Here is a 24,949-nt window from a genome sequence, read left to right as displayed (position 1 = left end):
TGATAGGAGACGTGCCTTGTGATCATGCAATAAAGGAAAGGAAATGTGCAGATCAGCTCATTTCTAGCGTGAAATAAGAATATTGAAGGGGGAATGTCACTAAAAGTACTAATGTAGCGTGACTAATGCAATTTAATAGTAGTTGTTAACCAAAAAATTAAAAATTAATTTACAATCATCGGAAAGTTTATATTTTTATATTTTACTGTAATTAGAATTACATATATATATCAACTGAGAATATGAATATATAAATACAAAGCCCAATGGAATAAATATGCAATTTACTATTTTCTCTATTTGAATAAATTTCTCTTATTTCGCTGAAAAAAAATCGACTTTGGTTGCGAAACCTCCAGAATAAGCGGAGAATTAAAATGGCTGAATTTAACAAAATAAAAACAAAATAAGTGAAAAAATAAAACACAATGAGAGTTTATCATGTAATTTAATTTAGCTTGTTTTTTATACAGACAGTTGCGATGTTATTTGTCTCTGATGGATTTTATTATTTTAATAACAAATATTTACTGTGATCTAAAGATTTTTGGGGCTGAAGTTATGCCTCAGCATCATGTGGGCTTAGTGTAAACAAGGCTTGCAGAAGAGTGTCCAGAAATGATACTGATTTATAACGTGGTCGGCTGGCGGGAGGCTGAACCATACGTTTTATCAACTATAGCCCCGTATTTAATGATTAAGTATTCTATTTGAAATGCTTGGTAACTTGCATTTTATAGGATGCTTTGAGGAATTTTTAGGGTATGAAAAGTGTAAAAATAGGTCTGGCCTGGCAAATACTCATTGCGCTGGTATTAGGTATTTTGGTTGGTGCGGTTCTGCATAATCAAATTGAATCCAGAGAGTGGTTAGTTAGTAATATTTTAAGTCCAGCAGGTGATATCTTCATCCGCTTAATTAAAATGATTGTTGTACCGATAGTTATTTCGACCTTGATCGTGGGTATTGCTGGTGTTGGTGATGCGAAGAAGCTTGGGCGAATTGGCCTGAAAACCATTATCTATTTCGAAGTTATCACTACCATCGCCATTATTGTTGGGATCACCTTGGCGAATGTGTTTCAACCGGGGCACGGCATTGATATGTCGGCATTGACGGTGGTCGATATCTCCCAGTATGAAAAGACCACTGAGCAAGTACAAAGTGGTAGCCACAGCCTGGTGAGCACTATCTTGTCGCTCATTCCTGCCAACGTCTTCGCTTCCATGGCGAAAGGCGATATGTTGCCAATTATCTTCTTCTCAGTGTTGTTTGGTTTAGGGCTGTCTTCATTGCCAAAAGAAACCAAAGAGCCACTGTTGAATGTGTTTAAAGCAATTTCTGAAAGCATGTTCAAAGTCACTCATATGATTATGCGCTATGCGCCTATCGGGGTGTTTGGTTTGATCTCGGTGACGGTTGCCAATTTTGGTTTTGCCTCGCTTATTCCATTGGCCAAGCTGGTTATTTTGGTTTACGCCGCGATTCTATTTTTTGCACTGGTCGTGCTGGGCACCGTTGCCAGATTATGTAAATTACGTATCTGGACATTGATTCGAATTTTGAAAGATGAGCTGATTTTAGCTTACTCTACCGCCAGTTCAGAAACTGTATTGCCACGAATCATCGAGAAAATGGAAGCCTATGGCGCGCCAAAATCGATTACCAGCTTTGTGGTTCCGACGGGCTATTCCTTCAACTTAGATGGTTCTACCCTTTATCAGAGTATTGCCGCCATATTTATTGCCCAGTTATATGGTATCGAGCTGTCCATTGGGCAAGAGATCATTCTAGTCCTAACCTTAATGGTGACTTCTAAAGGGATTGCTGGTGTTCCGGGAGTTTCGTTTGTTGTCTTGTTAGCAACGCTAGGCAGTGTAGGTATTCCACTGGAAGGTTTGGCCTTTATCGCTGGTGTGGACCGTATTCTGGATATGGCACGTACCGCACTGAACGTGGTGGGGAATGCGTTAGCGGTGCTGGTTATTGCCAAGTGGGAACATCAGTTTGACCATAAAAAAGCCAAGGCATACGAGAAGGCGTTATTTGCACCAAAACAGACGCCGGTTAACCAAAGCTAATACTCTTTACCCTTGATGTTCCGGTGATGTTAGTCGCTCGTATTGGCCCGAATCATTTACTCATATAAGATCATTCGGGCTGATTTATTCGCTGCTTGGAGTTGGGCATTGATATTTGTAGGCCCCCTATCGATGAGCTACAGATAGGGGGTTTTTATTTGTGTCTATCATCAATAAAACACCAGTGACATTATTCATTTAGTCCTAAGCGGTATGACCAATGGATAAGCTCAGCGACTTTGTGCACATCCAGTTTTTTCATCATATTAAGGCGGTGGGTTTCTACGGTTTTTTGGCTGATAGAAAGGTGAACCGCGATAATACGATTACAAGCACCCTCGGTAATCAGTTTTAGGATCTGTCGTTCTCGTGGTGTTAGTACTGGTTGGCTGGCATCGCTACCTTGTGCCAGTTTATTAACCAGAGAACTATTGAGTGCGGGATCAATATAGCGTTTACCCACCGCCACCGTTTGAATGGCGGCCAGCAGAATTTGCTGTGGGCTTTTTTTCAGAACATAACCTAGCGCGCCACTGCTTAACGTTTTGCTGGCGTGATGTTCCTCATGACGGGCTGTTAATGCCAGAATCCTCATCGTCGGCCAGCGGCGAAGCAGTTGAATAATGACATCAAGGCCATCCATGCCAGGCAATCCGAGATCTATAATCGCAATGTCTGGTTCTGTCTGGCGGCATAAATTGTATACATCCAGCCCATTATCAGCTTGGCCAACAATTTGATAACGTGGATAAGCTGCCAACATATTTTTAATACCATTAATGATTAGTTCATGATCGTCGACAATCAGTAATTTCGTATTCATAAAGTTATTCCCTTTACCTGATGATTGAAATGGTGTCGCGGGGCTCCCGCGGTTGAAACAGAAAATGGATTATCTCGTCGAGGTGATCGATATCTTGCTGTGTAATGAGTTCATGATTTTCGACTGCTATTTCCAGCTGAATCACAGCGTCTTGTAACTCAATAAGGCCCGCTTGCCCGGCACAGCCTTTTAAGGTGTGAAGCTGGTGCGATAACGTGGGGGTATGGGTGAGAGACTCTCTCACTTGCTGCACTAATAGTTGCAATGATTGTAATAGTTTAAGGCGCAATGAGCTGTCAGCCAGATTCAATAGTGGCCTCGGTGTTGATAACTGGGGAGAGAGAGTGACCCCGCGTTCGAGCTGGAATTGTGCGGTCAGATCCAGTACTTCTGCCAGTTGGCTGAAAGTTACTGGTTTAGAGAGATAATGATTCATCCCCGCCTGACTGGCCCTTATCTTTTCCTCAGGATTGGTATTGGCACTTAATGCCGTAATCATGCAGCGATTATCCTGGTTGGTCGCATCATCACGCCAATAGCGGGTTGTTGCCAGCCCATCCATACCTGGCATACGAATATCCATCAGCACCAGATCAAAACGCTGCGTTTGGCCGAGGCGTAGTGCGATTTCGCCACTCTCTGCCAGAGTCACTTGATGCCCCAATTGGCGCAGCATCATGCCGGTGATATCTCGATTGGTTTCAGCATCATCGACTAACAATATGGTCATATGCCAAGGTTGTAGTGGGAGAGCATGTGGTATCTCTTGCTGAGATGAGGCGGGCTGCTTCTCTCCGTTAAGATGCTTTTTAACGTTGCTATATAAGCGACCGGGTAGGTAGCACAGCTCTTTATCGTTAAAGGGGGTCTGCGGCAGGTGTACTGATTGATTACCTTCTGGCGGGCAGGTTATCCCCCACGAAGATAATTGAGCATGTAATGGCTGTGGTGCACATATTTCACCTTTAAACGGTTTGAGCACTATTATCCCACAAAATGGCAGACTTAATGAGAAGCGACTACCGTGGTCTGGTAGGCTAAAAAGTGTAATATTCCCCCCCATCATTCTTGCCAGATTATCTGCAATAGTTAGTCCCAACCCCGTTCCCTGCCCGTGCTCATGGGTCTGGACAAAAGGGTGGAATATCTCTTGTTGAAGCTGCAAATCAATACCACAGCCGGTATCTTCAACAGTGAAGCAGAGCTGCTGGCCCTTACGGACTACATTGAGCCTAATATGGCCACATTGCGTGAATTTAACGGCATTGCCCAATAAGTTAACCAGAATCTGCTTTAAGCGTTGTTTGTCCAACTCCAGTTCCAGCGGCACATCCGAACTGACGTAAGTAGAGAGGGTGATGGCTTTACTCAAGGCCTGGCTATGAATAGTTAACATGGCCTGATCCAATAAGGGCAATAAGGCGGTTTTCTCTTGAGACAAGGCCATTTGCCCCGACTCAATACGTGAAAAATCCAACAGGTTGTTAACTATCATCAGTAAAGAATGTGAGCACTGGCGAGCGGTCTCGGCCAACCGATATTGCTCGCAGGTCAGTGGGGTATTTTGTAATAACTCAACCGCACCTAGCGTGCCATTTAAAGGGGTACGAATTTCATGACTGATAGTGGTTAGATGGACACTCTTACGGCGATTAGCCTGTTCGGCCAGCTGTTTTGATTTTGCCAGTGCCAGCGTGCGTTCCTTTACTTTCATTTCAAGGGTGTCGTACTGCTCATTCAAGGTGTCTAGCAAGTTGTTATAAGCACGAGCAATCTGCCCTAACTCATCCATGCGTTTCACTGGTAAACGCGGCTCCATCGCTTGTGGGCCGGTGGCACCAATAATATTGATGAAGTTCCATAGGGGAATAGCGAGGTAATATCGCAGTAATAAAGAGAGCACTAACGTGAGCAGCAGCAAAATAGCCAGTGCAAAGGGGAGTTGATGTAATGCGGGTTTGGCCGCTTCCCAGGCAAAACCGACGCGGGGATAAATAACTAACTGTTGCCAACCGGGGCCTTTTAACTGGGTTCTTAATACCAAATAATCAGGTGTTTGTTGCCAACCATCATGTAAATTTCGGTCTTTTAGCTGGCGAAGAATCTCATGTAACTGATGCGAAGGTATATTTTGCTGAGATATCGGTAACAACTCGCCACTCTTATCCAACCATAAATTAATATCTCTCTGTTCAACTGGCTGATTATCCGTCACCAACTCATTCAGTTTTAATGAGAATCCAGCTAATGAACCGGCGTGGTCACATGCGGCAACAGAAACATGCCAGCCTCGTTGTGGGCTATAAGTCGGCATCCCCCAAAAAATATTGTCATGGGTAGGAAATATTGGCAGTAAAAGTAATTCTTTACGTCGCTGGTTCAAATAGTTATTTGATACCGCCTGTGGTCTGAATATGGTAATACCTTCTTTGTTTTTAATCGTGAAACTGTCGAGATAATAAGTTTGACCAGAAGTTCCATATGCCTGAGCGATGCGAAGGTCATGTCTGGATTGGATGGCATTACACATTCCTGAACTAAAAGGAATATTGTCGCTCGGATCATCATCTGTATGTCTAATAGGCAATCGCCAGGTGGCTTGGTAACTTGTCTGGCGACTTATCAATGCGGTTGCGTCCCGTTCTGCGCCTTCAAATTGGTAATTACTTAAATCTGCGCGTAATGATGCCATGTGGGTTAATTCATTCACCAAACGTTGGCGTGTATCCTCATATGAGAAGAATGCCATGGCCGCAATTGAAATAAGCCATATGGCCATTAAGGTCATGCCCAGTAATAGTGTCAATCGAGTGACGAGTGATGATGAATTTTCCATAAAGTCACCTGACTGTTTTTTTTAGTACGCCACAGCCAAAATTTGATATCAAGAAATACACTGATTTCATTACTGCTCGTTATAGATTCATTTAGTTCTGTAAAAAGAGTAAATCAGGGTTTTACCTTATAACGAATATTTAATTACGGAGGATAATTAAATCGTACTGATGCAGGAGTTACCGCCGATGCTTGAAATGTTGAAGAGACAACCCTTAGTTAACGACATTGATTTATCAGATATTAATATTGTTCAATTCACGTTGAAGGGAATTCCTGCCAAAGCGATGGATTACCATCATTCTATTTGTATTGGTGTTTTTTTTATTGAGAGAAAAATGATATCCAATACTGTTATTCGATATATTGCACTTATGCTGGTGGCGCTGGAGAATACGCAGGATTTTGCTTTACAGTTTAACGATGGCAATTGGTGGTTATGGGGGCGATATACACTTGATAATAGCGAGAGGATCGCCGGTGAGAATCAAGATCTCTCGATGAAATTAGAACAAATTCATGCCGTTATTCAGCATTTAAGTGGCTTGGTAGCCACATTGAGTACTTCCCAAACAAACGTCTTAACCAAACCGAAGAAGCATGTCAGCAAGGCTATCTCATGAAAGAACTTGCCAGTTTAATATTACTGTTTTCAGTGTCACTGGCCCATGGACAAGCTATTCCCTGGCAAGGAGAGCCTTTCTTTATTTATAGCCGGGGTATGAGTGTATCTAACCTATTAAAAGATTTAGGGATGAATTATGGCATCCCGGTAGTCATTAGCCCGGAAATAAACGAACACTTTAGTGGGAAAATTCGCGACAAAACACCAGAAGCAATCCTGTCTAAATTAGCCGGTCTATACAATCTTACCTGGTACTATGATGGTGAAATACTCTATTTTTACAAAGCTCAAGCCATCCGAAGGGAATTTATATCGCCAGATGGATTATCAACGACAACTTTAATCAAATATCTACAACATAGCGGAGTAGCCGCAGGAAAAAACTGTGCGATAAAGGCTATTTCTCGTCTGGATGCTATTGAGGTTACAGGTGTTCCTATCTGTATTGAACGGGTGACGACATTGAGCAAAATGCTTTCGTCTCAAGCCCGTAAGCAAAACCAAAATAAAGAAACAGTGAAAGTCTTCCTGCTAAAATATGCCTCTGCGGCTGACTCTAATTATCAGTATCGTGATCAGCAAGTTAAATTACCGGGCTTAGTCAGCGTATTGCGCGAGATGAGTCAGGGCAATAGTCTGCCTTTAGTTGCAGGAAAAGAACAAGATGAGGCGCATACCAGCATGCCTCTTTTCTCGGCTGATCCTCGGCAAAACGCAGTTATTATCCGTGATCGTCAGGTCAATATGCCGGTCTATCGTAGTTTGATCGCCCAGTTGGATCAGCGGCCAGTTCAAATAGAAATATCAGTGACCATTATTGATGTTGATGCCGGAGATATTAGCCAGCTTGGTATCGATTGGTCCGCATCTACTTCCATTGGTGGCGCGGGTATCTCGTTTAATAGTAATTCGGGGAAAAATAGTGCTGATGGTTTCTCCACTGTAATTGATGATACTGGGAACTTTATGGTTCGCTTGAATGCGTTACAAAAGAATTCACGTGCCAGAGTCTTATCACGCCCTTCGGTGGTCACCCTAAATAATATTCAGGCGGTACTGGATAAAAACGTAACGTTTTATACTAAGTTGCAAGGCGATAAAGTGGCAAAACTTGAATCGATCACCTCTGGGTCATTATTGCGAGTGACACCGAGAATGATTGATGCCGATGGTGTAAAAGAAGTTTTGCTTAATCTTAACATTCAGGATGGGCAACAGCAGGCGCCAATAAGCAGTAGTGAACCGTTGCCGGAAATACAAAATTCAGATATCTCAACGCAAGCCACGTTGCGTGTTGGGCAAAGTCTGTTATTGGGTGGCTTCATCCAGGATAAACAAATTGAGTCGCAAAACAAAATACCGCTACTGGGCGATATTCCATTATTAGGTGGGTTATTTCGCAGCACTGATAAGCAATCTCACAGTGTTGTCAGGTTATTTCTGATCAAAGCTGTACCGGTTAATACAGGGGAATAGCATGGCAGTACGGTTTAAACTCCGCCTGTTAAATGGTGAACTTAATGGGCGTGAGCTGATGTTACCTGAGGGGGAGTTTACGCTAGGGGGTCAGCAGTGCGACGTATTATTACCCTTACTTCAGGGGCAAATATTGACCTTGAGAATAAGTGATGAGCACATAACTTTGCAGACATCTGGGGATGTCTGGGTTAAGGGGGAGCGGTATGATTTACAACAGAAACTCCCACTCGGACAGGCGATTGAAACCGGGGGATTAATCTTGGTTGTTGGTGAGGCGGGCGATAATTTAAGTGATATTCATTATATCCCTCGCGCTCGGCCACGCTTATTACTCTGCTTATCTGTACTGGCATTTATCCTATTGTTACTGCTATCGGTAGTTATATTCTGGTTTATACAGCAGCCAAAAGCGCTACTGGCTTATCTTCCTCCTGATATTCCAACACAACTCTCAGAGCAGTTAAAGCAACCCGCTTTACAGGGGATAAAAGAAAACTGGTTATTAGATGGCAGTGTTGTTTTGAGTGGTCACTGTAGCTCATCACCCGCAGTGATTAAGTTGCAGAATTTCCTGGTTCTTAACCGTATTGTTTTTCGTAATCAATTAGTCTGTGATGACCATCTGCTCAGTAGCGTCAAGGATGTATTACACCAGTATGGCTATCAGGATATAGAGGTCGACACGGGGAAACATCCAGGGCATATCACAATCCATGGTGCTATTGAAATGGGGGGGCAATGGTTAAAAGTTCAGGAAACACTGGCGACAGTGGCTGGGTTAAAGGGCTGGGCGGTTATTAATAGCCATGATGGGCAAATTGCGCAATTAGTTGAGCGCTTGAGGGAACTGGGGTTATTAGGCTATCTCAGTATGGCGCAAAGTAATAAGGAAATCATTATCAGCGGTATATTGTCGCTCAGCCAACAACAACAACTGATGGAAATGTTGACAGCATTGGCCCGGCAACAACCGGACTTTCTGGCGGTGAGGTATCAGAATATTCCCACGTCAGATCAAACTGCTCAGCTTCTTCCCGCTGCAATTGTCAGCTATGGCGGAAATAAATTTTCAGGATTCGTGCAATTAGCTAATGGATTACGCTTACAGCAAGGGACGGTACTGGCGAATGGCTATAAAGTTATTTTTATTGGAGAGCAAGGCATATCATTACTAAAATCTAACAATTTAATCCATATACCCATGAATTTTTAAGGATTAGGAGATCAACGAGTGTCGCATATTACTGAACTGGAAGATGCTATTAAATATGACGAGAAAAAAACACAACAGAAGAATGCGTTGTTGGAAAATGGGAGGTTATTAATTTCACAACAATTGTCTCTACAGCAAACACCTGATAATTATAAAACTCTTAACAATATGATGCTGGCCCTAAGTAGTGCGGGGAAAATAATAGCAACACTGTCAACTCGCTATGGAAATTAAAAAACAATCATCATGCCATTTTATGGAAAAAATGGAATAAATATAAAAGACAGATGCTTTTTAGTGAGACAAAATAATATTATATATTTATCAGTGCATCAGGAAATTCAATATGAATGATAATGATTCTATTCAGAGCATGTTAGGGGACCTACACAGTCGGTATAGTAAATTACTGTCTGATCTAGGGAAGTTGAAAGGATTCCAGCAACAAATCGAATTACTGAAAGAAAAAGCCAAAAATGACAGTAAAGCAAGAGAGAGGTTAATTCGCTTGAATGAAGCCTTTCCGAATGGTTTAAATCAAGAAAAAGCACAAATGGTGGTATCTATTGCAAACATGAAAGTACAGTTTAAACAACTGGAGACGCAGCTCAGAAATATAAGTTCAGGTGAGGCAATGTAGTTAATCTCTTCCTGAAATATCATTATTATCTTGAGTTAAGGAGTATTTCTATGGTCGCGAACACTGGTGTAAATAAATCAGACAACACTTCCTCGTATGTTAACCAATCTTCCAATAATGAATTTAATTTTTCCGTTTTGGAAAATAAATTTAATAGTCTTCACAACAATATTAATAATGTTGGCAGTAATCTGAGTAATAATCTAAGTGAGCATGCTGATATTTTCAGTATGGGATTGAGTGCCTTTTATGAGTACCTGGACGTACTTGAATCACTTGCCAGAAGTGCCTATGACGCTATGCACACCCGATCAAAATATGCCAATGATATACAGGATAACGCTAATCAGGTTGATTCCGTAATTGCCGAAGCGGCTAAAGGTGACGATAAAACAACCAAGCCGCTACCGGATTCAGTTATCGAGTTTATGCGGGAGCATGGCATCAAAGTTGATAAGATGAGTATTGATGAGTATTTAAAGAAGAATGGGCCAGAACTGGATAAAGGACAATTACAGGCAGTAAAAGCGGCATTAGATAATGAAAAGACCCGCGCGTCAGATACCATGACTCAAGAACAATTACAGTTACAGAAGTTTATGCAAAGTTATAACGTTAATGTTAATAACATCAGTACATTACAGACAGGTTTAAAAGATATATTAACGACGATTGCCCGCAATCTTTGTTAACCAAGTTATGGCCGTAAGGATGATTCGATATGAATATTGAACCTACTGATCAACTTATTAATTTTATGCGACGTGGCGGTTCTCTGCGTATGTTGGCAAATATGTCGGAGCAAGACTTGACGTTAATATATGAATATAGCGTACAACTTTGTCACGGCGGAGAATATGACAGCGCAAAAAAACTGTTAAATATATTGATTCGTTTCGACCATTGGAATTTTGCTTATTGGTTAACATTAGGTTCGTGTTATCAACAAACCGGGGATTGCCATCAGGCGATTTATTGCTTCAGCCGCGCGGGGCAAATTCAGGTCGATGACCCTCGTCCATCTTGTTTCGCTGGGGAATGTTATTCCGCTTGCGGCAATACTATTTATGCTGAAAAAGCATTCCGTGCCGCATTGAACTGGTGCCATGCTCACCCTGAGCAGGCTCAAGTCCGCCAGCAAGCTGAACGGGGACTGGCGGCATTATTACTGGAGGTGAGACATGCCTAATAGTATTGCATTTAAAGCCGACACACAGACTGATTGGGCACTGGCTGCCGCAGGTAAAAGCACACCTTTGGCACCGGCGAAAATGCCAGATTGGTGGGCAATTTCCGGGTTGTCACCCTCGGCGGATATGAATATGACGTCACCCAAGGTGACGCAGCAAAAAGCCCAGGCCGCCTTGGATCGCCTGCTGGTCGCCTTACCCCGTTCCGGCGCCAAAGCAGGGGACAGTGGCCGGCTTTCCCTTGATCAGTTGGGCAGTACAGATATGCAGCTTATCCTCTCGATGGCTGGCAACCTGAGCCTGGTTTTTTTTTCTGATTCCTGTAAGTCAATCCGCCAGCAGATGGAGCGGGCGACGGATGTGCAGACTTTTTTACGCGATAAACGGGTTAATGAGTATCAGCAACAGATTGATAAAGCAGTTCAGCAAGCGGATAAAGCTCACAAGGCTGGTATTTTCAACATGGTGCTTGATTGGGCCATCGGCTTAGCCGAGATAGTTTACGGTGCGATTAAGGTCTCTGCCGGGGTATTAACCGGGGATCCGGTGGCAATGGCTTCCGGGGTCGCATATTTGGCGGCGGGGACCGCCGGTTTGGTTAAAGCCGCCGCCGAAACGGCGATGCTGGCTGGAGCCTCAAAAGAGAAATGTCAGGAAGTTATTGATGTTGCAGGTAAAGTTCAACTCGGTTGTGAATGCTTTGCTATGGCAATCGACCTGTTTCAAGCCGCCCGCGCGATTAATGCCGCTCGAGCGGTGACCAAAGGGGCGGGTGATGTGCTAAAAGCGGGCGGAGCTGATGCGTTGACCGAAGCGATGAAGAATCTAAGTCAACAAAAAGTGCAACAGTTAACTGAACAGTTCGCCAAGAATGCCTGTAAGCAGATAACTGAAACGGAAATGGCCTTGATGCACAATATCAGCAACTCTTTTACCCACGCTGGCGTTGAAAAACTGGTGGGCGATGTGACGAAAGATCTGGTTAAAACCGCGATTAAGAAAGGCACTACGCTCACTGCGGAACAATTTACTCGCCAATGTACCAAGGAAATTATGAAGGAGATGGTTAAGAAAATAATAAAAGATATCAGCCTCTCACTATTAAATATAATGCAAAAAGTTACTCAAGGGTTAGTGCAGGTTAATAGTGGCCAGTTGGCGATCCAAAATGGAGGGCTGCAAAAAGAAATTGAAAAATTGATGCTTGATCAAGACTTCACGCAGTTTATGGATCAATGGGTTGAGCGGAATAAACAGCAGCAAAGTAAACAACTCAAAGATATCTCTCAGAGCGCACAAGACACATTGGAGAAATTAAGCGATAACATCCATCAAAGCGGCATGCTACAAACGAGAGTGGCAGGTTCATTAATATAATGAGGTTATAATGAATACACCTATCAGCCAGGACATAAAAATAAACGACAAAGCCCTACAGGCTGTCGATGATGATGGGAAATTAGATAATAATATTGGCAATATCATTAGTGATATCTCCGATATTATTTCCCAAATGTATGCATTATTTAAAAAAATGCGTGATTTACTGAGTGCCTATGGTGGGAAACAATTCGAACTTCTATTTAATATCAAAGCTACTGCTATGAAAAATCAACGCGAAGCTATCGATAAAACAGCATCAGCGGCCATCGCCAGCGGAGTTTGCTCCATGCTATCCGGTATATTTAGCGGCGTCGGTGCTGGAGCAGGCGACCGGTGGGGCGGTATTGGTGGGCATATTAGTAATGCTACTGGGCAATCTATTATCGGTATTGGGAAACTGGCCGAGGGTGATAAAGCCCGTGCTGCGGAAACCTTGCGCATGGCGAGTATTCTGCAAAGCTCTAGCTCTGATAGTTATTCAAAAAATTCCAATGAAATACAGGATAAAATAGTAGAGCTAAGGCAAGCATTCAAGGAATTTGGCAATACCTTGACTAACCTAATAAACCATATTTCCATGGCGGTGAAATTATGATATATGAAATTTAACTCTCAGTGCATTGAGCAATACTTACTCAGTAAAGGCTGTGTGACTCAAGCAGCCTTTTTCGAAAATAGCCCTATAAAATTAGGGCGTGAGTTTTTATTTGATGCATATCGGGTAATCTACCGTATTGAACAGCATGAATTAATTATTTGTTCTTTGGAGATTTCCACTGAAAAAAATACGACGGGGAATTTTTTGGCATTATTTAATTTCCTGCTCCATTTAGGTGAGGAAATTACTGATATATCGATAGTCAGGATGCTGATTATTAATAATGTCGCTAATCAGCCGTTGCGGTTGATCCGCAGTAGACTTATTCGAATATTAATAGTTAAAGGAGCATTCAGTAAAAATATCGATGGTAATGATTGGCTACTATTTGATGTCAGTACGGGGAAATAGAATTAAGGAGGCCCAATGGACGATTTTTCTGCCGATGATTTCCAGTCCCTGTGTGTAAAGATAAATAGTGTATTGAAAGAACAGAATATTATTCAGTACCCAATGAGTGATTTTAAGCAGCAACCTGATCCGCAGGAAGTAGAAACGCGCTATACACGGGGTTATCAGGCCTGGCTGGCAGATGACTATACTGCTGCGATTAGCGATTTTTCTTGGCTTACACTCTGTTGCCCCTTAGTGTCACGGTTTCATCTGGCTTTGGCCGCAGCTCTGCAAATGCAGCAAGAATATGCTCTGGCGCTGAGTGCTTATGCCGCCGCGCTATTACTGGATGCAAATGATCCTGAACCGGTATATCAAATGGCGGTTTGTTTACGCGCGCTGGATAAAGGGGCTGATGCCAGAGAAGCATTACAAACCGCCATTGAAATGAGTTATCTGAACCCTGAGTATGCGTCTACAGCAACGAAAGCCAATCGATTATTGAATGAAATATAAATGAAATAATACGAATGTTATGGCCAATATTTAAAAGGGGATAGCGATGGATGGCATAGACAATATTAATTGTGTTAATGATTTATCTGAGCCTAATGCGGTAGTTAAACCGAATATCGAGGGGAGACCCTCTATTAGCCCCCCTGAAGCATTAGCAAATGACTTTCTGAACAACACTGTTCCGAATGCTAAGGACAAAATAATTGAAATTTTTGTGACTCAAAAAGATATTGTTATTAAAGAGCATGAAATCAGCGTTAAGTTAGCCAAAAAACAGTTTTTCATCAATGTGATTGAGTTGACGGTTTCTCTGGCTTCATTTGTTGTCAGTGTTGGCATGAGTATTTGCAGTGGCGGGGCGGCGACCCCGGTTGCCATAATTACTGGGGTGAACTTAATGTTATCACTGTCTAACCTGGCATGCGCCTACCATAACTGGAATTGTGCCAGTAAAAATAAAGAGGGGCTAACCATGGGCAGTGATGCAATTCAGCAAGCTGCCTTTATGCTCGCTAAATCCTGTGGTGTTTCATCCGATAATTGCAAAAAAATCGCGCGCTACACATCGTTCTTTATTCGTGTTGGTATCGTGGCCTCTTTAGCAGGTATAGGGCTACTAACGCACCCGGTCGTTACCAACAGTTTATGTTTACTTGCTAAAAACTATAATCCAATAGTGGCCTCTATAACCAGTATTATTACTGCCGGTGCGCTAGGTGTGTGGATAAGTAATGATCATGATCAGAAAAAAGAAATAGAGGGTATTTTAAGGAGTAATGAGCTGGAAGCAAATGAAATACTAATAACAACTCATGCTGAGGGGGCTGCATATCGAAAAATCGGTATCATCAAGGATAATGTACAAACAAATTTCGCTTAGGGTGAATGCCGGATAGTCTCTTTAGTGTTATTTGTTAACCTTGTATAAGGTTAATTACTCTCTAAGGGATATGATGAAATCAATACAGTTTATTTTATTTCGGCAAGAGGGAACATTACGTAGCAACGGAGAATGTTATACCGTACCTGCGGGGAATTTGGTTGTTACCCACGAGTTGGCTACGGTATCTTCTTTCTCACAGAGCACTTTTATTTCAATATTGTGTCATTCGATAGATCTTTTACCTATATATCAAAACTTAGCCAGTAAAATGGTGCAGTCGAATAAATTTCGCTTACCCCATAAAATATCTGATCACTACAAAATATTGCCAGCAAATAAAGATGTTATTCACGCAACTGAACAGTTAATTGATATTGAGCGCTCAGCATCATTACGCTTTCTTTACCTGTATTGTTTAGGTCTGGATTCAGTTTATTTCTCCAGATTGTTGGAATCAATTGTGGGTACCAATAATGAGTTACTGGAGTTTTTTGAACAAAATCGCCTCAATCCCTGGACGGTATCGCGCTATGCCGATGAATTAGGTATTTCCACCCGTAAATTGAATTTTCTATTTTACGAAAAATTCGGTATGTCTGCAAAGCAGTGGTTACTGGATCAGCGTTTGAAAAAAGGCTGTGAATTGCTGTTATCTACACAGCTACGCGTGGCAGATATCGCCATGGAATGCGGTTTTAGCAATCACGCACATTTTTCTGATAGCTTCCGTCGCCGTTTTCAGCAGTGCCCATCGCATATGCGGTCACTTATGGAATAGGGAGGTTTGATGGATATAAACGCATTAATGAACGAAATGACGAATAGCATTAATAAGATAAGTCAGGACTTTCAAAACCAGATGGCGGCCGGTAATCCCTCTGATCCTGAACATATGCTCAAGATGCAATTTGCCATGCAGCAGTATTCGTCTTACATCAACTTTAGCAGTGCGCTGATGAAGAATATTAAAGATATGACCAGTGGGATTATTGCCAAAATATGATCTTACTTTCAGCACAATGTCGCCAGTTGGTGGTTGAAGCCGCCTTGGCCGGGGTGAATCACAGCCTACAGGCTGAAGCCCAAAATATCCTTAATGTGTTACCCCAACTGATACCGGACCCTCAGGTACGTTTGGTCTGCGAGGCAATGCTGCTATTCGGACTTAATGACAGAGTGGCAGCGCTGGCGTTACTGGCAACATCCGCATCTGAAGATGCGCAGGCCATGTTGGCGTTGCTACAACAAGGGATCTCTGCTGCTGACTCAACGTCATTGGCGTTGCCGATAACAACGCGGCAGCCTCTGGTACTAAAGGCATAACACCGCAACGATATAAAATTGCTTATCAACAAGGAGATCATCAGATGGAAATTGATGCCATTCAGGCTGCTTCAATGTTGAATACCCCCCTTCAGCCAGCGGCCGGTGAGCCGCAACAAATCGCCAAATTTACGCAGTTAATGCAACAGGCGGAACCTGGCACGGCAATGATGTCGCCATCCCAATTATTGGGCGTTCAGTCGCAATGGATGTACGCCACATTAGCAGTAGATTTAACGGCTAAAGTGGCCGGTGTTCTCGGGCAGAACATCAATAAACTGGTCAATATGCAATGAAACAGCTGCGGCGTGCGATAGCACTCTTGCTGGTGGTTATCTCCCTTTCAGGCTGTGGTATGGAGCTATATAGCGGGCTTTCTGAGGGGGAGGCCAACCAGATGCTGGCGTTGCTGATGTTGCACCAGATTAAAGCCGAAAAGCAGTCCGAGAAAGGCGGGACGGTAGGGCTGAGTGTCGATAAAAGTCAGTTTATTAATGCAGTGGAACTGCTACGACAAAATGGTTTTCCGCGCCAGAAATTTACGACCGTGGATACGTTGTTTCCGTCGAACCAGCTCGTGACATCACCTGGCCAAGAGCAGGCCAAGATGGTCTATTTGAAAGAACAGCAGTTGGAAAGCATGTTGAGCCATATGGATGGGGTGATTCATGCCGATGTGACCATTGCCATGCCAGCGCCGACCGACGGGAAAAGCAGTGTTCCCCACGCCGCCTCAGTGTTTATCAAGTATTCCCCCGAGGTCAATTTACAAAGCTATCAGCCACAAATTAAAAATCTGATCCGCGATGGTATCCCCGGTATCGATTACTCACAGATTAGTGTGGTGATGCAGCCTGCCAATTATCGGTTTATCGCCGCTGAGCCACACCAGCACGCTGAGGCACAACTGAGCTTGCAATGGCTATTACGCCACGCCGGTGCGATACAGATAGCGTTAGGGTTACTGTTAGTGCTGCTGGCTGGGTTGTCAATGGCGTGCTTATTACGCTATTTACGCCGATAAATTGCGAACTGAAGGGAAAAGGAATGATATTACCGTTAACCGCTGATATCCGGCATTTGCATCAGTTAGCCTGGCGACCCGCACAATTTGCCCATCCTCTCTGGTTGGCGGCGATGGGGATTAAAACAGAGAACTACTGTTATGGCCGCAGTAAAGCGCTGGACAGAGTGTTGAATAATGCGCTAATTCGGCAACGAAAATTTCCACAGCAAACGCTGCCTGCGGTGCTGAGCAAGCAGCAGCAAGAGCGAATGGCAAGTTACCCGCGCTTATCTGCCCGCTGTCTGGCGCTGGGGTTGGTCCATTTACAATGTGGTGATTATTTGCGCCTACGGCGTTATCGCGAGAGGCTTTCGCCACTGTTGGATGAGGCTGATATTCAACAACTCATTGGTATGGGATATCAGGGTCACCTGCCTGCCAGCTTAAGCCCACAGCATCTGCCCACGGTTGCCTTACGTCTGGGGCATAGCCTGGCACATCAGGTACGCCACGATGATGTGGTTTGGCGTGCAATCTCTATCTCATTACCCCCTCAGCCCCGTGCGTTATTTTTGTCCCAGGCCTTCTCTTTTGCGGTTGACAGTTGGTTAACCCGACTGGAGCGTTTGCTGTGAACCCTTTTCATCTCAGGATAGAGAAATTTGATTATTCGCTGCCAGCGGGGCGGGTCATTGCGGCGGTTCAGTTACAGGAAATGGCGCAGAGCCGCGATATTTTATCTGCTGCCCGAGAGCAGGCGGCCAAGATTGTGCAAGCAGCACAGGATGAGAGCCGCGTGTTGTTAGCGCAAGCACAGCAACAAGCAGACATGCTGATGGTTCAAGCGCGGAATCAAACAGAAGCTGAGGTGGTGGCGCAACATGTTGGCTGGCTAGTGGCGGCGGAGCAATTGGAGGCATCCTTGATTACACAAGCCCGTCAGCAGATTCTGGCAGCGATTGCGTCGGTGGTAACTGCCTGGGCCGGTCAGCAATCTGTGGAACAGATTTTGATTCATCGGCTGGGGGCGCAAGTGGAGAAAATGGCGCACGATGAAAAGTTGCTCTTACAGGTTCACCCGCAGCATCTGCCTGCCGTGGTCTCTGCTCTGGGTGAACGGGTGCAGTGTGTGGGGGATGAGAGCATGCCTGAAGATACCGCCCGCTTAGGTTCGCCAATGCTGCAAGTCAGCCTTTCTCTGCGTAGCCATTTGGCGCAACTTATCCTTTGGCTACAGGAGCCAGCTCATGATTAGTGCCAATAATGTGTCAGAGACCTTGGCAGTTCACGGCTCTGAGCAACATGTGGGGAAGGCTCATGGCGAAGTAACCCCCGCACACTCAGTCATGGAATTGGCCAGCATTGAATTATCTGAAGTGAGACAAACCGCGCTGGAAGAGACGATGGAAGAGATCGGGCTGAGTCTCGGCTCCCGTTTGAAAGATCAAAAATCCATTGAGGCTGAGGAGCGTAATCTGCGCCGCCAACAGCTATTGGTGAAGTTGATAACCCAGCTCTCCGGTAGCAACGATATGCTGTTTTCACAGAACATTCCGCTTGATGTGGATATTGTTTCGCTTGCCAATAAGCTTCGACAGGGTGAGCTATCGGCAGGGCAGCAAGTGTTACTGTTGGCCGCCATGCTGGCACACAGCAAAAATAATCCATTACGCCGCCGCAGCTTATCGCAACTACTTGGCCCACTACTTGAGCGTGAAGGCTGGGAGGTTGAGCTATTTGGTCTGTTGGAGCTAGGTGCAGAGGGTAGCCGCTCGCTGGGAGCCGTCAAACAGTTGTTTCAGCAAAGTATTCATCAAAGTGAATTGTCGCTGGCGGAGTGGTTTACCCGGGTGAGTCGTTGGCCACAGCGCCAGCAACGTGTTCGGGTACTCATGCGTGCCGTCGCGTTTGATTTGTCCTGTCGGCCGTTCGCTCAATACGGTGAGCGTTTGTCCGCGACACTCCACCAGTTGCGCCGTTTGCTGATGTTTCTCGGGTTGGAAGACCATTGCAGCCAGGTGGGGAATGTCTGTGGCGTGGCAGGAGATATGATTCTGAACGAGGTACTGGCAGTGGTGGGGCAACCCTGGTTATTCAGTAGCTGGTTGCAGCCACGAATTGAAGCGATTACCGGTTCGGATGCCAAAGCACAGCGAGGATTCATTCGTCGGTTTTATGAGTTGTTTAAATTGATGCCAGTGGATTGTTTCAATGATCAGGAACAACAAGCACAAATTTTAGCCACCTTGCTGGAGATATGACTTTTCGTTTCAGGCGAACCCCCGATGGTTGATAAGGCATTAGCTGCTTATTCTTTTCATTGTTTACTCTCGTCATTTTTCAACTTGCAGGTGTGCTGGCTGCGCTCACGACCCGACCCGGCCACAACCGATTTGTCTCTTGCTTGCCGCCGGCCTGAATTTTGAAATCTATTATGTATAGCGAAAAGTTGCATCAAAAGGACATTGGTTATGGAGATGGATTTAGTTGTTACCCGTAACCTTCAATTGTTTATCCGCATGGCGGAATTGCCCTGCTCGGCAATCACCTCTCGCATGCAGTGGCAGATAGAAAAACGGATTATTTTCCTTGAGTGGCGAGCATCAAGGTTACTGCTAACTTGCGGTTTACAACAACGGCACTACAACCATGACGATCTGCTGCGGCTCCAGCAATGCTGGCGGCTTGAGCGATTTAATGGCGTGCCACAGCGTATCTACTTACTGAAAATGGGTATTATGGTCAGTTGCTCCCCGCCAGCATTGTCCGATGCTGAGTTTTGGTATCAGCTCTACCGGCAGCAGTGTGCCTTGCTGTGCCGACTGCCGGGAGCATGTCCATGAGGCAATCGGCGTTGATACGTGGCTTGCTGATGATAACTGCGCGGCAGGATATTTTTCTGGCGATCATGCTGTTGGTAGCGATCTTTATGATGATCCTGCCGCTGCCAACCGTGTTGGTAGATCTGCTGATTGCGATCAATCTGGCTTTCTCGGTCATCCTGCTCATGATCTCGATTTACCTGCGCGATCCGCTCGAATTTTCGGTTTTCCCGTCGTTATTGCTGATTACCACACTCTATCGCTTGGCGTTGACTATCAGTACTACGCGCTTAGTGCTGCTCCAGCATGATGCCGGTGAAATTGTCGAGGCATTCGGTCAGTTTGTGGTTGGCGGTAATCTGGCTGTGGGGTTGATCATTTTTACTATTATCACCGTGGTCCAGTTTATCGTGATTACCAAAGGCTCAGAGCGAGTGGCAGAGGTCAGCGCCCGTTTCTCGCTTGATGGCATGCCCGGTAAGCAAATGAGTATTGATGGTGATATGCGGGCGGGCGTGATTGATGCGGCCGAGGCTGGGCGGCTAAGGGAGAGGGTGCAAAGAGAGAGCCGGTTGTTTGGGGCGATGGACGGCGCGATGAAGTTCGTTAAAGGCGATGCTATTGCCGGGATTATTGTCATTCTGGTGAATATTATTGGCGGCATCACCATCGGTGTGCTGCAACATAATATGTCGGCGGAACAGGCGATGATCACCTATGCGGTGCTCTCGGTTGGCGATGGGCTATGTGCCCAAATCCCATCGTTACTTATCTCCATTACTGCTGGGATTATCGTGACCCGCGTTCCTGGCGGCGATAAGCAGAGTTTGGCTAAAGATCTGGCGGTACAAGTGGGGCGTCAGCCAGATGCTTTATGGTTAGCCGCCGCCATCCTGACTGTTTTTGCTTTGTTACCCGGTTTTCCATTCCTGATCTTTATCATACTGGCGGCGCTGGTGGCCGCGCCTGCCTTTTTACTCTATCGCAAGAATCAGTCAATACGGCACAGAGGTACGGTAACGGGGGCTGGTGACAGTGGCTTATCTGCGGACCATGCAATGACACCAGGTGCGATACCTTTGATGTTGCATTGTGCGACCAACCTGGATTATCCCGAGTTGGCCCGAGATATTGATAGCTTGCGTTGGCGCTGGTTTGAGCATCTTGGCGTGCCATTGCCGGAGGTGGAGATCCGCAGTGATCCTACCTTGATTGAGAACAGCTTATCGATCCGGGTCTATCAGGAGCAAGTGCTGGAACTGACATTACCATCAGATGATTTGCTACTGACTCAGCCCAGTGCCCAGCTAGAGACGCGCAGCCAAAGGTTAGGCAGCAGAATGGGCACTTTTGAGTGGTTAGCTGCAGATCAGGGCAGCCATGCCAGCATCTTGGGCATCCCATATGTACAAGGGCATAAACGTATTATCTCTTGCCTGACACGGGTATTTGAGCGACATACGGCTGAATTTATTGGTGTGCAGGAAACCCGTTATCTGATGGATGCGATGGAAGGGCGTTACGGGGAATTAGTGAAAGAACTACAGCGCCAGATGCCGCTGGGCAAAGTCGCGGAGATACTGCAACGGCTAGTGGAGGAGGATGTGTCGATCCGGGATTTGCGCGCCATTTTCGGCGCGCTGGTGGTCTGGGCACCGAAAGAGAAAGACAGTGTCATGTTAACCGAGTACGTGCGCATCGCCTTACGCCGCCATGTGTGTCGCCGGTTCAGTAAAAACAGCGTCTGGTTACCGGTATTGCGGCTGGGAGAGGGGGCTGAGAACTTGATTCGTGAATCTATTCGCCAAACCTCTGCGGGTGCTTACTCGGCGTTAGCCGATAAACACTCATGCTTGATCCTCGACAAGATAAAAGCCGCTGTTGCACAAAACAGTGATGTTGTCCTGCTGACCGCCATCGATGTACGGCGTTTTCTGCGCAAAATAGTTGAGCGGGATATTTTCACGCTGCCGGTACTTTCCTGGCAGGAATTGGGTGATGAGATGAATATCAAGGTGGCAGGCACTATTGAGTTGATTGGTGATGAACTTGATGAAGCTGCCTGATAGTCCAACACTAAGTGCTCAGTTGCATCAGCAATTGCGCTTATCGTCTCTGCCGCCGGATGGTATGGCCTATCGCGGGCCAATACTGGATGTTGGCCCAACCCTATTACGCGCCAATCTGCCCGGTGTGGCGCTGGGGGAGTTATGCCGTATTGCGTCACCGGACATGCTGGCCGAAGTGGTAGCTATTGAACAACAGACCGCGTTGCTATCGCCATTCGCCTCTTCAGCCGGTTTGCGCAGCGGTCAGTGGGTGTCACCACTTGGGCATACCCACCGTGTCAAGGTGGGGCCATCACTGGTTGGGCGGGTTTTGGATGGTTTGGGGGTCGCCATGGATGGCGGCCCTCCGGTTATCGGGCATTGGCGTGAGTTGGATTGCCAACCCCCGGAGCCACTAACCCGCCAGCCGATTCGGCAAATACTGACCACCGGGATCCGGGCCATTGATGGCGTATTGAGCTGCGGTGAGGGGCAGCGAGTCGGTATTTTTGCGGCTGCAGGGGTCGGGAAAAGTAGCTTGCTGAGTATGCTCTGTGCGGGCAGCAATGCGGATGTCATGGTGTTGGCGTTAATTGGTGAACGTGGCCGTGAAGTGCGGGAGTTTCTTGACCAGGTGCTCACCTCTGAAACCCGTGCTCGCACCGTAGTGGTAGTCGCAACCTCTGATCGTCCGGCTCTGGAGCGGCTGAAGGGTATTTATACTGCTACTACCGTGGCCGAATACTTCCGTGAGCGCGGGTTGAAAGTGTTGTTAATGGTGGATTCGCTAACCCGCTATGCCAGAGCGGCTCGAGAAATAGGGCTGGCGGCCGGTGAACTGCCTGCGGCGGGCAGCTTCCCTCCCAGCGTCTTTGCGGCATTACCCCGCTTATTGGAACGGGCCGGTAACAGTGAATGCGGCAGTATCACCGCTTTTTACACCGTACTGGTGGAAGGGGACGATATGAATGAGCCGGTGGCTGATGAGGTGCGTTCGCTGTTGGATGGGCACATTGTGCTATCCCGCCGACTGGCCGGTGCCGGGCACTATCCGGCTATCGATATCGCCGCCAGTGTTAGCCGTATCATGCCGCAAATCGTCACGGTAGAACATCTGGCGCTGGCACAGAAATTGCGCCAAATACAAGCCTGCTATCAAGAGATCGAACTGTTGGTTCGCGTGGGTGAATATCAGGCGGGGCAAGACCCGCAGGCTGATGACGCACTGCAACGTTACCCGAAGGTCTGCGCCTTTTTGCAACAGGAGAACGCCTTATCGTGCCATTCCGACGCCGTCAGCCTCAACCACACCTTGGAACAACTCGGCCAAATAATCAATTGAACCACCCCGCGCTGGATATTTTGCAGCGCTTGCTCTGTTTACGGCAACGCAAGGAGCGCCGGTTACGCCAACAACTGTTCCGTTGGCAGCAAGAACAACAGCAGCAGGAACTGCAATTGATACAGTGCCGTCGCGAACGCTACCAGTTATGTCAGCAGTTACAACAACTTGTGCAATGGCGCGGTAGGTTGCTCCCCGCGCAAGCGGATCAGCAGAGAGTTTTACAACATCAGGTGTATCAGGCGGAGCGGCAGCAGCAAAAGCAAATTAGCGCGTTGCACGCTCTGGGGCTGCAACAACGGAGCGCTATAGCAGCACAACAGGCGCTGATACGGAGTAATCAGCGTGAACAGGAAAAATTACGGATGTTAATAAAAGATGAGTCGAATCGATATTGAAGGTGCATTACCTCTGCTCAGTGAGCATTATTTGGACGGTTATTCGCAGCGGCTAGTCGGTAATGAGAGACAAAAACAGCAATTTGCCCGTTATCTCTCTCCGCGCGTTCTTCCCATGGCGGAGATGGCCGATGCAATTACCACGGTGAGAGATCGTGGCTTGATATCCACTGATTACTGTATTGCCAGTGGGCCGTTGCGTGGGACACGCGTCAGTGTCAGCCTGGCTGTTCAGGGCTTAACTATTGTGCTCAGCCACGCCAATGGTGAATTGGTTGAACGTTTGCAACGTATACAGTCGCGCTGGCAACGGCAACTGCACTTGTTAGGCTTTCCCTGCTGGTTGGAGGTCATCCATGTTCGAGAGTCTGACGGCTGAATTACGCCAACTCAGCGCCGTGATTGGTCATGGGCGGCATTCGGCTGGGGTGTCTGCAACCTTCATCAAAGCTGGGGGCGAGGGGGTTTATCTGCCATTGCAATTTAACGGGCAGGAATGTGGCTTGTGGTTATCGCAGTCATGTTGGCAGCACTGGCTGGCTTATACGCTGGCAACGGATGATGCCCCTCTTCTGGCGGCAGAATTGGTGAATGCAATGGCGCATTGGGCCGTCAGTCCACTGCTTGCATCGCTACCTGAGTTGGTCATTCATGGCACGCCGCCTCAGGCGATGACACTGCTGACGCAGTGGGCGGTGGGGCTGACTTTCGAACTGGAAGGGCAGCAACTCAGTGTCGTGCTGTGTAACTGGCCGCCGGTGGCATTAATAGCAAGGTTATCCCACTGGCAGAGTGAGGCGCTGCCAGCCCAGCAAGATGCTGTCTGGCAAGCTGGCTTAGTGGTTGGTTGGAGTCATTTATCCTTACACCAGTTACAGCAAATCAGGCCTGGAGAGGGGGTGCGGATACTGGCGGCCGCTGAACTGGAACAGGGGAATTGTTGGTTATGGCAGAGGTCATCCGCGCAGATTTATATCAAATTAGAGGATGGAAACAAAGTGACAATTCAACAGGTTAATGACGATATTGACCGGTTGCTGGCGCTGGATATTGCCACGGTGACCCAAGAGCCACCGGCGGTGGCGCTAGAGCAATTACCGCAGACACTCGTCATGGAAATAGGGCGGCTGACACTGCCGCTGAGTGATATCAAGCAGTTAGCCGTCGGGCAAACACTGGACTGTAAAACCGCCTTCTACGGTGAAGTGAATATTCGTTTGCATGGGCAATCGGTCGGCAGTGGCAGCCTGTTGTGTTGTGATGAGCAGTTGATTGTGCGGATTGAGCAATGGTTTCTCACCGCTCACCCTTGATAATGCGGCGCTGTTGGGCTGAGGCTCTGAGGTTATTC

The 24,949-nt window shown here is 46.3% G+C and carries 29 protein-coding genes; 27 read left to right on the top strand and 2 right to left on the bottom strand.

The features are described from left to right. The first annotated feature begins 764 nt into the window (after positions 1-764). A complete protein-coding gene (gene gltP / locus V2A84_RS17485; RefSeq protein WP_083161135.1) occupies positions 765-2,081 on the top strand; it encodes a glutamate/aspartate:proton symporter GltP in 1,317 nt (438 codons plus the stop codon). 190 nt (positions 2,082-2,271) lie between these two features. Here gltP and V2A84_RS17480 read toward each other — a convergent pair whose 3' ends face one another. Further along, the gene (locus V2A84_RS17480) at positions 2,272-2,904 is read right to left on the bottom strand and encodes a two component system response regulator (RefSeq protein WP_083161133.1); all 633 of its coding nucleotides are present in this window, start codon (positions 2,902-2,904) and stop codon (positions 2,272-2,274) included. A 13-nt stretch (positions 2,905-2,917) separates the two neighbouring features. Next, on the bottom strand, positions 2,918-5,740 hold the full coding sequence (locus V2A84_RS17475) for a two component system sensor kinase (protein ID WP_102970491.1): 2,823 nt from the start codon (positions 5,738-5,740) through the stop codon (positions 2,918-2,920). A 187-nt stretch (positions 5,741-5,927) separates the two neighbouring features. Between V2A84_RS17475 and V2A84_RS17470 the strand changes: the two genes are divergently transcribed. From V2A84_RS17470 to V2A84_RS17345, 26 genes are all read left to right on the top strand, one after another. Beyond that, a complete protein-coding gene (locus V2A84_RS17470) occupies positions 5,928-6,362 on the top strand; it encodes a hypothetical protein (RefSeq protein ID WP_083161131.1) in 435 nt (144 codons plus the stop codon). Further along, positions 6,359-7,840, top strand: coding sequence for an EscC/YscC/HrcC family type III secretion system outer membrane ring protein (locus V2A84_RS17465; RefSeq protein ID WP_442848998.1), 1,482 nt, complete (start codon positions 6,359-6,361; stop codon positions 7,838-7,840). The genes V2A84_RS17470 and V2A84_RS17465 overlap by 4 nt, the downstream gene beginning before the upstream one ends. A 1-nt stretch (position 7,841) precedes the next feature. Continuing rightward, positions 7,842-9,056, top strand: coding sequence for a type III secretion system inner membrane ring subunit SctD (gene sctD / locus V2A84_RS17460; protein ID WP_083161127.1), 1,215 nt, complete (start codon positions 7,842-7,844; stop codon positions 9,054-9,056). 18 nt (positions 9,057-9,074) lie between these two features. After that, positions 9,075-9,290, top strand: a complete 216-nt coding sequence (locus V2A84_RS17455) for an EscE/YscE/SsaE family type III secretion system needle protein co-chaperone (protein WP_083161125.1) — start codon at positions 9,075-9,077, stop codon at positions 9,288-9,290. Positions 9,291-9,402: 112 nt separating this feature from the next. Further along, positions 9,403-9,696 (top strand): chromosome partitioning protein ParA, encoded by a 294-nt coding sequence (locus V2A84_RS17450; protein WP_083161123.1) that lies wholly within the window; start codon positions 9,403-9,405, stop codon positions 9,694-9,696. Positions 9,697-9,746: 50 nt separating this feature from the next. After that, positions 9,747-10,388 (top strand): chemotaxis protein, encoded by a 642-nt coding sequence (locus V2A84_RS17445; RefSeq protein WP_083161121.1) that lies wholly within the window; start codon positions 9,747-9,749, stop codon positions 10,386-10,388. A gap of 29 nt (positions 10,389-10,417) precedes the next feature. Beyond that, complete coding sequence (locus tag V2A84_RS17440; RefSeq protein ID WP_083161119.1) at positions 10,418-10,885, top strand: SycD/LcrH family type III secretion system chaperone; 468 nt, start codon at positions 10,418-10,420, stop codon at positions 10,883-10,885. After that, positions 10,878-12,263 carry a type III secretion system translocon subunit SctE gene (gene sctE, locus V2A84_RS17435; protein ID WP_442848997.1) on the top strand — a complete coding sequence of 462 codons (1,386 nt, stop codon included), beginning with the start codon at positions 10,878-10,880 and terminating at the stop codon, positions 12,261-12,263. Before V2A84_RS17440 ends, sctE begins: the two co-directional genes overlap by 8 nt. Before the next feature lie 10 nt (positions 12,264-12,273). Beyond that, a complete protein-coding gene (locus V2A84_RS17430) occupies positions 12,274-12,864 on the top strand; it encodes a chemotaxis protein (RefSeq protein WP_372568537.1) in 591 nt (196 codons plus the stop codon). A 3-nt stretch (positions 12,865-12,867) separates the two neighbouring features. Further along, on the top strand, positions 12,868-13,278 hold the full coding sequence (locus V2A84_RS17425) for a pathogenicity island 2 effector protein SseE (protein WP_083161115.1): 411 nt from the start codon (positions 12,868-12,870) through the stop codon (positions 13,276-13,278). A 15-nt stretch (positions 13,279-13,293) separates the two neighbouring features. Further along, positions 13,294-13,776, top strand: a complete 483-nt coding sequence (locus V2A84_RS17420) for a SycD/LcrH family type III secretion system chaperone (protein ID WP_083161113.1) — start codon at positions 13,294-13,296, stop codon at positions 13,774-13,776. A gap of 46 nt (positions 13,777-13,822) precedes the next feature. After that, positions 13,823-14,656, top strand: coding sequence for a hypothetical protein (locus V2A84_RS17415; protein WP_083161111.1), 834 nt, complete (start codon positions 13,823-13,825; stop codon positions 14,654-14,656). A gap of 73 nt (positions 14,657-14,729) precedes the next feature. Further along, positions 14,730-15,437 (top strand): helix-turn-helix domain-containing protein, encoded by a 708-nt coding sequence (locus V2A84_RS17410; protein ID WP_083161109.1) that lies wholly within the window; start codon positions 14,730-14,732, stop codon positions 15,435-15,437. A 9-nt stretch (positions 15,438-15,446) separates the two neighbouring features. Continuing rightward, positions 15,447-15,662 carry a type III secretion system needle filament subunit SctF gene (sctF, locus tag V2A84_RS17405; protein WP_083161107.1) on the top strand — a complete coding sequence of 72 codons (216 nt, stop codon included), beginning with the start codon at positions 15,447-15,449 and terminating at the stop codon, positions 15,660-15,662. Further along, the gene (locus V2A84_RS17400; protein ID WP_083161105.1) at positions 15,659-15,982 is read left to right on the top strand and encodes an EscG/YscG/SsaH family type III secretion system needle protein co-chaperone; all 324 of its coding nucleotides are present in this window, start codon (positions 15,659-15,661) and stop codon (positions 15,980-15,982) included. Before sctF ends, V2A84_RS17400 begins: the two co-directional genes overlap by 4 nt. 44 nt (positions 15,983-16,026) lie before the next feature. Continuing rightward, entirely contained in the window at positions 16,027-16,278 is a 252-nt protein-coding gene (gene sctI, locus V2A84_RS17395) for a type III secretion system inner rod subunit SctI (RefSeq protein ID WP_372568540.1), read from the top strand. After that, a complete protein-coding gene (gene ssaJ, locus V2A84_RS17390) occupies positions 16,275-17,006 on the top strand; it encodes an EscJ/YscJ/HrcJ family type III secretion inner membrane ring protein SsaJ (RefSeq protein ID WP_442848222.1) in 732 nt (243 codons plus the stop codon). Before sctI ends, ssaJ begins: the two co-directional genes overlap by 4 nt. A 23-nt stretch (positions 17,007-17,029) precedes the next feature. Then, positions 17,030-17,623, top strand: coding sequence for a type III secretion system domain-containing protein (locus V2A84_RS17385; protein ID WP_442848221.1), 594 nt, complete (start codon positions 17,030-17,032; stop codon positions 17,621-17,623). Next, positions 17,620-18,243, top strand: coding sequence for a type III secretion system stator protein SctL (gene sctL / locus V2A84_RS17380; RefSeq protein WP_442848220.1), 624 nt, complete (start codon positions 17,620-17,622; stop codon positions 18,241-18,243). The genes V2A84_RS17385 and sctL overlap by 4 nt, the downstream gene beginning before the upstream one ends. Further along, positions 18,236-19,249, top strand: a complete 1,014-nt coding sequence (locus V2A84_RS17375; protein WP_083161095.1) for a TyeA family type III secretion system gatekeeper subunit — start codon at positions 18,236-18,238, stop codon at positions 19,247-19,249. Before sctL ends, V2A84_RS17375 begins: the two co-directional genes overlap by 8 nt. A 210-nt stretch (positions 19,250-19,459) precedes the next feature. After that, positions 19,460-19,831: a type III secretion system protein gene (locus V2A84_RS17370; RefSeq protein WP_083161093.1), complete on the top strand. Its 372-nt coding sequence runs from the start codon at positions 19,460-19,462 to the stop codon at positions 19,829-19,831. Further along, the gene (locus tag V2A84_RS17365; RefSeq protein ID WP_442848996.1) at positions 19,828-21,876 is read left to right on the top strand and encodes an EscV/YscV/HrcV family type III secretion system export apparatus protein; all 2,049 of its coding nucleotides are present in this window, start codon (positions 19,828-19,830) and stop codon (positions 21,874-21,876) included. The genes V2A84_RS17370 and V2A84_RS17365 overlap by 4 nt, the downstream gene beginning before the upstream one ends. Further along, positions 21,863-23,200 carry an EscN/YscN/HrcN family type III secretion system ATPase gene (locus V2A84_RS17360; protein WP_442848995.1) on the top strand — a complete coding sequence of 446 codons (1,338 nt, stop codon included), beginning with the start codon at positions 21,863-21,865 and terminating at the stop codon, positions 23,198-23,200. The genes V2A84_RS17365 and V2A84_RS17360 overlap by 14 nt, the downstream gene beginning before the upstream one ends. Beyond that, the gene (locus V2A84_RS17355; RefSeq protein ID WP_372569843.1) at positions 23,197-23,598 is read left to right on the top strand and encodes a type III secretion protein; all 402 of its coding nucleotides are present in this window, start codon (positions 23,197-23,199) and stop codon (positions 23,596-23,598) included. Before V2A84_RS17360 ends, V2A84_RS17355 begins: the two co-directional genes overlap by 4 nt. Next, a complete protein-coding gene (locus V2A84_RS17350) occupies positions 23,579-23,977 on the top strand; it encodes a hypothetical protein (protein WP_083161089.1) in 399 nt (132 codons plus the stop codon). The genes V2A84_RS17355 and V2A84_RS17350 overlap by 20 nt, the downstream gene beginning before the upstream one ends. Continuing rightward, positions 23,955-24,911: a YscQ/HrcQ family type III secretion apparatus protein gene (locus V2A84_RS17345; protein WP_083161087.1), complete on the top strand. Its 957-nt coding sequence runs from the start codon at positions 23,955-23,957 to the stop codon at positions 24,909-24,911. Before V2A84_RS17350 ends, V2A84_RS17345 begins: the two co-directional genes overlap by 23 nt. Positions 24,912-24,949 lie beyond the last annotated feature (38 nt).

The sequence above is a fragment of the Yersinia sp. 2553 StPb PI genome (genome assembly GCF_052217105.1).
Classification (GTDB): Bacteria; Pseudomonadota; Gammaproteobacteria; order Enterobacterales; family Enterobacteriaceae; genus Yersinia; species Yersinia enterocolitica_E.
The sequence above is the reverse complement of the archived record's forward strand: the minus strand, read 5'-3'. Positions and strand labels throughout refer to the sequence as shown.

Coding starts and splice junctions, on each gene's coding strand:
- gltP (WP_083161135.1), top strand. CDS start 765: ATGAAAAGTGTAAAAATAGGTCTGGCCTGGCAAATACTCATTGCGCTG.
- V2A84_RS17480 (WP_083161133.1), bottom strand. CDS start 2,904: ATGAATACGAAATTACTGATTGTCGACGATCATGAACTAATCATTAAT.
- V2A84_RS17475 (WP_102970491.1), bottom strand. CDS start 5,740: ATGGAAAATTCATCATCACTCGTCACTCGATTGACACTATTACTGGGC.
- V2A84_RS17470 (WP_083161131.1), top strand. CDS start 5,928: ATGCTTGAAATGTTGAAGAGACAACCCTTAGTTAACGACATTGATTTA.
- V2A84_RS17465 (WP_442848998.1), top strand. CDS start 6,359: ATGAAAGAACTTGCCAGTTTAATATTACTGTTTTCAGTGTCACTGGCC.
- sctD (WP_083161127.1), top strand. CDS start 7,842: ATGGCAGTACGGTTTAAACTCCGCCTGTTAAATGGTGAACTTAATGGG.
- V2A84_RS17450 (WP_083161123.1), top strand. CDS start 9,403: ATGAATGATAATGATTCTATTCAGAGCATGTTAGGGGACCTACACAGT.
- V2A84_RS17445 (WP_083161121.1), top strand. CDS start 9,747: ATGGTCGCGAACACTGGTGTAAATAAATCAGACAACACTTCCTCGTAT.
- V2A84_RS17440 (WP_083161119.1), top strand. CDS start 10,418: ATGAATATTGAACCTACTGATCAACTTATTAATTTTATGCGACGTGGC.
- sctE (WP_442848997.1), top strand. CDS start 10,878: ATGCCTAATAGTATTGCATTTAAAGCCGACACACAGACTGATTGGGCA.
- V2A84_RS17430 (WP_372568537.1), top strand. CDS start 12,274: ATGAATACACCTATCAGCCAGGACATAAAAATAAACGACAAAGCCCTA.
- V2A84_RS17425 (WP_083161115.1), top strand. CDS start 12,868: ATGAAATTTAACTCTCAGTGCATTGAGCAATACTTACTCAGTAAAGGC.
- V2A84_RS17420 (WP_083161113.1), top strand. CDS start 13,294: ATGGACGATTTTTCTGCCGATGATTTCCAGTCCCTGTGTGTAAAGATA.
- V2A84_RS17415 (WP_083161111.1), top strand. CDS start 13,823: ATGGATGGCATAGACAATATTAATTGTGTTAATGATTTATCTGAGCCT.
- V2A84_RS17410 (WP_083161109.1), top strand. CDS start 14,730: ATGAAATCAATACAGTTTATTTTATTTCGGCAAGAGGGAACATTACGT.
- sctF (WP_083161107.1), top strand. CDS start 15,447: ATGGATATAAACGCATTAATGAACGAAATGACGAATAGCATTAATAAG.
- V2A84_RS17400 (WP_083161105.1), top strand. CDS start 15,659: ATGATCTTACTTTCAGCACAATGTCGCCAGTTGGTGGTTGAAGCCGCC.
- sctI (WP_372568540.1), top strand. CDS start 16,027: ATGGAAATTGATGCCATTCAGGCTGCTTCAATGTTGAATACCCCCCTT.
- ssaJ (WP_442848222.1), top strand. CDS start 16,275: ATGAAACAGCTGCGGCGTGCGATAGCACTCTTGCTGGTGGTTATCTCC.
- V2A84_RS17385 (WP_442848221.1), top strand. CDS start 17,030: ATGATATTACCGTTAACCGCTGATATCCGGCATTTGCATCAGTTAGCC.
- V2A84_RS17375 (WP_083161095.1), top strand. CDS start 18,236: ATGATTAGTGCCAATAATGTGTCAGAGACCTTGGCAGTTCACGGCTCT.
- V2A84_RS17370 (WP_083161093.1), top strand. CDS start 19,460: ATGGAGATGGATTTAGTTGTTACCCGTAACCTTCAATTGTTTATCCGC.
- V2A84_RS17365 (WP_442848996.1), top strand. CDS start 19,828: ATGAGGCAATCGGCGTTGATACGTGGCTTGCTGATGATAACTGCGCGG.
- V2A84_RS17360 (WP_442848995.1), top strand. CDS start 21,863: ATGAAGCTGCCTGATAGTCCAACACTAAGTGCTCAGTTGCATCAGCAA.
- V2A84_RS17350 (WP_083161089.1), top strand. CDS start 23,579: ATGAGTCGAATCGATATTGAAGGTGCATTACCTCTGCTCAGTGAGCAT.
- V2A84_RS17345 (WP_083161087.1), top strand. CDS start 23,955: ATGTTCGAGAGTCTGACGGCTGAATTACGCCAACTCAGCGCCGTGATT.